The organism is Tritonibacter horizontis (assembly GCF_001518015.1).
Lineage (GTDB): Bacteria > Pseudomonadota > Alphaproteobacteria > Rhodobacterales > Rhodobacteraceae > Epibacterium > Epibacterium horizontis.
Window position 1 is genome coordinate 1 of record NZ_LPUY01000136.1, and the last position, 5,751, is coordinate 5,751.

Here is a 5,751-nt window from a genome sequence, read left to right on the forward strand (position 1 = left end):
CACCGGCTACATCGCCAACATGATGTTCGATCTGGAGTTCATGCTGATCGAGAACGGCTACAAATCCGAGGAGACTCACCCTGATTATCGCATCGAGGTCAGCTCGCCCCGGGGCACGCCGATCCGCGTCGGCTCGGCGTGGATGGCCAAAAGCAGTCGCACGGGCAATGACTACTTGTCACTGCTGATCAACACGCCTGATGGCGACCTGCGCGTCAACGCCGTGCAGAACGAAGAGCAGCGCGGCGGGCAGACCTTCTCGATCATCCCGTTCATCGACAGCGGCGATCAGGCGCAGGACGCGGGCGCGGGGCTGTCGCTGGTTGCCTGATCAGCGCGCAAGGTGAGACGATCTGAACCGAAAGGGGAGCCGTGGGACCACGGTTCCCCTTTTTCCATGTCCGTTTGCGTGAAGGACGCCACCCGCTTGCGATCTGGTGTAAATGCGATACAATAATATATTATCGAAACATAGAGGGCGGGCGCGTGGCGGCTAGATCAGGGACGGTTCCATGGTTTGACAACTTTGATGTTGAGGCACAGGTTGCAGATCTCCTCGCCAATATCGAGCGCTGCACCGGATTTGCGCTACCCGCCCGGCAGCGTGAAGTCATCTTGACCCATGCAAGGGCAAAGCTCGACAGGACAAGGCAGGCATATCTGGAGGCCAAGGCGGCCGGAAAGCCGGTGTCCACATCGCGGCATGCGTATCTGGCCGACCTGCAGGACACGATCTTCATGGCGATCCCGGAAGAGAACCTCGCGCGGATGCCGCTGAGCGAGCAGGTTCTCAACGACCCGTCATTTTACGCTGACGCCATGCACCGCGCCGCTGCGATCAGCGAGGATGAGCTTTTCATGGTGCTGTCCTCTTCGCTGAAAGACATGACAGTCCAAGACGCCCGGGCCTTCGTCTCGAAGCTTTGGCACGGCACGATCGATGACAATGCCCGTAAATACGCCGAAGCCTTGAAGCGCCCCGAGCGTGAACCGCAGCCCTTTCGTCCGGGCAACACCGTGTAAGATCGGAGCCATTCTCTTGGCTTGAGCCGTACCGAGGTTGGCCGCCTCAAACCCCCTTTCCCAAAGGTGGCACCCTGTGCAGCGCGCGAAAGCCGTTGAAGGCGCTGTGGGGACGTCTACTGTCGCCAACATGATGAACCGGGATCACATGCGCGCCTTCTTTCGTCGCGCCGCGGCGCTTGTCGCCTTTGTCGCGCTGCTCTGGGCGGTCCAAGTCGTCAATTGGATCATCGGCTACGGTTTGAACCCGGCCTTCGGCCTGATTCCCAGGCAGCTCGATGGTTTGGATGGCGTCGTCGCAATGCCGCTGCTGCACGGAAGCTTCGCGCATCTTATGGCCAATACGCCGCCGCTCCTGGTGATGGGTGGGCTGCTGGTGACTACGACCACGCGGGCCTTGCTGGCCGTGAACGCCGTGGTGATCGGCCTCGGCGGCGGTCTTGTCTGGCTGTTCGGAAGCTCGGCCATCCATATCGGTGCGTCAGGGCTCGTCTTCGGCTGGTTTGGCTTCCTCGTCGCGCGCGGCCTCGTGGATCGCTCCCCGATCACGCTGGGCGCGGCACTGGTGGTCGGTGTCCTCTACGGCTCTATTCTCTGGGGCGTTCTTCCGGGTCAGCCTGACGTCTCGTGGGAGGCGCATCTGTTCGGCGCTTTCGCGGGCGCTGCCGCTGTAGCCCTTGTCCGGACGCATGTCCATGCGCCGCGCCTCGGCGGTGTCGATCTGGACTGAAGCCGTACGCCAGACGTGGTCGGCCCCAACCGGACCTTCATCATTGACCGTCATGCTGCGTTGGGGAACGACTTAGCTGACTTTTTTCGCCAGAGGCGTTACGCTCACACTGTCTCGTTTTTGCTTGGGGTGCTGAATTCCCGTCGACAAATCAGCGAGGATTTGCGATCTTCGCACAAAATCGAGACGGTCCGACAGACTAACCCGTTGGGAAAAAGGAAATCGTCGCAAGCACCAAGGGTCTGGAGCATGTCCAACGCAAAGCAGATACTGGCTATGCTCCAGAGCAAGGCGGACGGTGACGACGAGCATTTCTATTCAATTGCGTTGCAGGTTGCCGCCGCAGAGGCCCGGCAAGGGCGTCGTACACTCGCAGAAGACCTGAGGGCCGCTGTAGACAAGGCGCGGGAGAAGGCGGCGTCGGGCCAAACCGTCGCCGTGCCTTTCGCGTCCCCGCGTGGTGATCTTGCCGACTTGATCGAGATGCGCCCGCCGCGCTTCGATCTTGAAAGCGTCGTCATGAACGCCTCGTTGCGTGCGCGGCTGGACGACGTTGTCTTGCAACAGCACAAGCGTGACTGGCTCCGCGAACATGGCAAGACGCCCAGCCGGCGTGTTCTCTTCGTCGGACCACCGGGTTCGGGCAAGACGATGTCGGCGGAAGCCTTGGCTGGTGAGTTGCGGTTGCCGTTGTTCGTAATCCGCCTAGAAAGCCTCATCACGCGCTTCATGGGTGAGACTGCCGCCAAGCTGAAGCTCGTTTTTGACGAAACCGCCCGTCACCGGGGGGTATATCTCTTTGACGAATTCGATGCTGTCGGAGGAAATCGAGGCGCGACGAATGACGTTGCCGAGATGCGCCGCGTGTTGAATTCTTTCCTGCAATTCATGGAAGAGCCGAATTCCACGGACAGCGTGATCATTGGCGCAACGAATTATCCAGACCTGCTCGACCCGGCTCTGTTGCGCCGGTTCGATCTGGTTATGGAATTCTGTCCGCCCACTGACGAAGAAATCCGCACGATCATCAAGTTCAATCTGCGGCCAATGAAATTCCCCAACCTGAAGTGGAAGAGCATTCTTGCATCGGCCCAAGGGTTGAGCCAGTCTGAGATTGCCCGCGCAACAGAAGACGCGGTGAAAAGCGCAATCCTGGCTGAGCGGAAGAACGTGACATCGGACGATCTGCTGCGCAGGCTGAATGACAGGCGAGAAATGCGAGAGGCGTTTCGACCTTCGGCAGTGAACAAGTAGTAGATGGCATCCAAGTACTCCTTACCGCATATCAACATCGAAAGCAGACGGGAGCGCGCGGACTTCAAGTCCACCAATGAGCGTTTTCCCGGAAGCCCTCCTCCTCGGGACCGCCAGCAGCATGGCGCAATGCTCCGAGGGCAGTTCTCGCAGGCAGCAAACGACTTTGAGCAAGATCGTCCGCGCGATGAACGGGTATCTCCCGCTGCTGGTGTCTATTTGGAAGTGGAGCTGAGACCGAACGCCAGCCCGGATAGTCTGGAGAGGAAGCGAAGCAACCTTAAACCGGCTTCTGCAAAGCTGGGAGCTGCCGATACTCGGATCGTTGGCCTGTTTGTTCCTGAAGACGCAAAGCCGGTACTTGAAAGCATTCTGGCCGACTACCAGTCGGGCGAACTGACTGAAAAAGGTCAAAACCCGCCATACAAGTCATTCGTTGAACCGATTGAGGCCATCCGAAAGGCCCGTCTCGAAACCTTCTGGACAGATGATCTGGAAGCGCTGCCGCAAGACCCCAACGATACGATCTGGTGGGAGGTGTGGTGCATCAAGTCGGCAGAGAATGCTCTCGATGCTTTGGCTGAAAAGCTCGATGCACGATGCGCTCCAAAGGAACAGCGTTTGGTGTTTCCAGAACACGTGGTTGTTCCCGTTCTTGCCGCGCGCGCTACCATCGAGTTGATGCTATTTGCGCGGTTTTCAATCACAGAACTTCGACGAGCCACGGATACTCCGCATTTCTTCATTGATGACCTAAATCCTGATGAACAGTTTGAATGGACCGACGACCTTGCGGTCCGGATCGAATGGCCCGGTGCAGAGGTTCCAGCGATTTGCCTTTTGGACAGTGGCGTCAATCGTGCGCATAGTTTGATTGAACCCGCTCTTTCACCCGCTGACCTATACAGTGTTCGTCCGGAATGGGGAGTAGACGATACCGGTCCGCGTCCTGGCCATGGGACTCAAATGGCTGGGATCGCTCTGCATGGCGACCTCGTGCCAAAGCTAGCTGATAAAAACCAGGTTAAACTGGCCCATAGACTAGAGAGTGTAAAAATCCTTCCGCCTCCGGGAATGGGAAAGCCCGAAGAGCGCTTCTACGGTCCGATCACGAAGTCTGCCGTCAGCCTTGCGGAAATCGGGCGACCAGAACGCGGCCGCGTTTTCTGCATGGCGGTTACCAATGAAGACATCTCAGGGACACAGCCTTCAACATGGAGTGCGGCGCTTGATCAAGAAGCGGCGGGCGTTACAATGGACGACAAAAGGGCACTCAGACGCCTTATTGTTGTTTCCGCAGGTAATGCACCCAACCCGATCATGTTACACGAGGTCCAACCCTCGGACACTTATCCGATTGAGGACCCGGCACAAGCTTGGAATGTCGTAACCGTCGGTGGCTACACTGACAAAATCCACATTGCCGAACCTGAATTGGCCGACCATTCGCCGCTTGCCGAAGCGGGCGACCTTAGCCCTTTCACGAGGACTTCGACGCTATGGACGACAGGGCGCAATAGGCCGATAAAACCCGACATTGTCATGGAAGCTGGAAACCGCGCTGTGGATGCTTCCCGAACCACCGTTGTCGATACAACCTCTCTTTCGGTCGCAACCTCTGGTCCCGAAGTTGACCGGCGTCCGTTGGTACCGTTTCGTGCTACAAGCGCGGCAACAGCCGAAGCTGCGCGACTGGCGTGCCGCTTGATGGCGGCCAAGCCTGAATACTGGCCGGAGACTATCCGTGCCTTAATGGTCCACGGTGCCGAGTGGACAGATAAGATGCGATTTGCGCTAGACCCCTTAGGGAAAACCGACGCTGCAAAGCTGTTGCGGCACTTCGGATACGGCGTACCCACGTATGAGCGGGCAATTGCTTCAGCTGAGAACCATCTCGCTCTGGTGGCGCAGTCCGAAATCCAACCCTATGGCGTCTCGGGTTTCAAAGACTGCCACTACTACGACTTGCCCTGGCCGCGACAGGCATTTGAAGCGCTAGGGGATGAGGAGGTCAGACTGAAGATCACCTTGTCATACTTTGTTGATCCAAACCCGGGAGCGTTGGCTTCGCTCGATCCATATCGGTATCAGTCGTTCGGCTTGCGGTTCGACTTGAAACGCCGGATGGAAAGCACTGATGAATTCAAAAAGAGGGTGAATGTCGAAGAGCGAGCAGACCCACGACGCAAGCCCCCCACGCAATCGGACACCGACAATTGGCGCTTTCCTGATGGCACGCCGTCCGGATCGCTGCACTGTAACGAATGGAAAGGGCCAGCCGCGTGGCTCTTGGCGCGCAATATTCTCTGCATAAAGCCGGTCGGTGGTTGGTGGAAGAACCGCGCGGATACTGCCACACGTCAGCAAAAGACACGATATGCGTTGGTGGTGTCAGTGAAGACCGCAAGAGAAGACGTGACCTTGCACACAGATATCAACTCGATCATTTTCGGCACCGTGCCGGTTTCCCAAGATATTGAAATAGGAACATGAATTCTGGCCTGCCTTTCGTCGGCAGGACAAGATGACTGTTCGATGCGCAGAAACCACCTGAATGTCCGCTCCTGCCGAGGCCTTCCATCTGAGTCGCGCACGCAACGAATGTCGGCTTCCCACCCTCAGATCGAATGCGTGGAAAAGCAATCTGTGGAATTTGCAGCGGCGTCGCCAGCACATCAACCTTGGCATATCCCCTGCTCGGCTTCGCGTGTCGCAGGGGAGAACGGCCCTTCGGTCCGTCGCGC

The 5,751-nt window shown here is 57.9% G+C and carries 5 protein-coding genes; all 5 read left to right on the forward strand.

All coding sequences use genetic code 11. The features are described 5' to 3' along the window. Window positions 1–331, forward strand: a 331-nt coding sequence (locus TRIHO_RS21925) for a DUF736 family protein (RefSeq protein WP_131811241.1), incomplete at its 5' end; no start/stop codon positions are given. Window positions 332–372: 41 nt separating this feature from the next. After that, on the forward strand, window positions 373–1,023 hold the full coding sequence (locus TRIHO_RS24255; RefSeq protein WP_232367860.1) for a hypothetical protein: 651 nt from the start codon (window positions 373–375) through the stop codon (window positions 1,021–1,023). A 148-nt stretch (window positions 1,024–1,171) separates the two neighbouring features. Beyond that, window positions 1,172–1,753 (forward strand): rhomboid family intramembrane serine protease, encoded by a 582-nt coding sequence (locus TRIHO_RS21935; protein ID WP_065323590.1) that lies wholly within the window; start codon window positions 1,172–1,174, stop codon window positions 1,751–1,753. 249 nt (window positions 1,754–2,002) lie between these two features. Then, the gene (locus TRIHO_RS21940; RefSeq protein ID WP_065323580.1) at window positions 2,003–3,007 is read left to right on the forward strand and encodes an AAA family ATPase; all 1,005 of its coding nucleotides are present in this window, start codon (window positions 2,003–2,005) and stop codon (window positions 3,005–3,007) included. Between the two features lie 3 nt (window positions 3,008–3,010). Continuing rightward, on the forward strand, window positions 3,011–5,500 hold the full coding sequence (locus TRIHO_RS21945; RefSeq protein ID WP_065323581.1) for a S8 family peptidase: 2,490 nt from the start codon (window positions 3,011–3,013) through the stop codon (window positions 5,498–5,500). Window positions 5,501–5,751: the final 251 nt, after the last annotated feature.

Coding starts and splice junctions, on each gene's coding strand:
- TRIHO_RS21940 (WP_065323580.1), top strand. CDS start 2,003: ATGTCCAACGCAAAGCAGATACTGGCTATGCTCCAGAGCAAGGCGGAC.
- TRIHO_RS21945 (WP_065323581.1), top strand. CDS start 3,011: ATGGCATCCAAGTACTCCTTACCGCATATCAACATCGAAAGCAGACGG.
- TRIHO_RS21935 (WP_065323590.1), top strand. CDS start 1,172: ATGCGCGCCTTCTTTCGTCGCGCCGCGGCGCTTGTCGCCTTTGTCGCG.